This window comes from Sphingomonas sp., assembly GCF_023266535.1.
Lineage (GTDB): Bacteria > Pseudomonadota > Alphaproteobacteria > Sphingomonadales > Sphingomonadaceae > Sphingomicrobium.
The window spans coordinates 1-426 of record NZ_JAHFPY010000052.1 but is presented as its reverse complement, the minus strand read 5'-3'; the positions used below and the strand labels follow the sequence as shown (position 1 = coordinate 426).

Sequence of the window (426 nt, the reverse complement as noted above, 5' to 3'; positions counted from 1 at the left end):
TTGATCTTGCGCGCCAGCTCCGGACCGGTGTTGGCCGGGTAGAGCGACTGGTCGGGATACATGGCGCCGGCGGTGTTGGCGTCGGCCGCCACCTGCCAGCCGGAGAGGTAGATGGCTTCGAGGCCAGCGCGGACCATTTGCATCGCCTGGTTGCCGGTGACCGCACCCAGCGCCCGGACCGGTTCGTCGCGCTTGAGCAATTCCCACAGCTTCAGGGCGCCGCGGCGGGCGAGGCTATGCTCGATCGGCACCGAGCCGCGCAGGCGAAGGACATCGTCGGCGGAATAGGGCCGCTCGATCCCGTCAAAGCGGCCAGTGGGGGCAATTACGACCTGGTCAAAACTTGTCATGCCTTGGTCCTTCGGTGACTGACTGGATTACGCAGAAGAATCCACCATAGGAGGGGCCAAAGCGCATCGGCAAAAA

At 64.6% G+C, this 426-nt stretch carries 1 pseudogene; it reads right to left on the bottom strand.

The annotated features are described in order from the left end of the window. Positions 1 to 350, bottom strand: a pseudogene (locus Q0C64_RS09180) (isocitrate lyase); the annotation flags it as partial. Between the last annotated feature and the right edge of the window lie 76 nt (positions 351 to 426).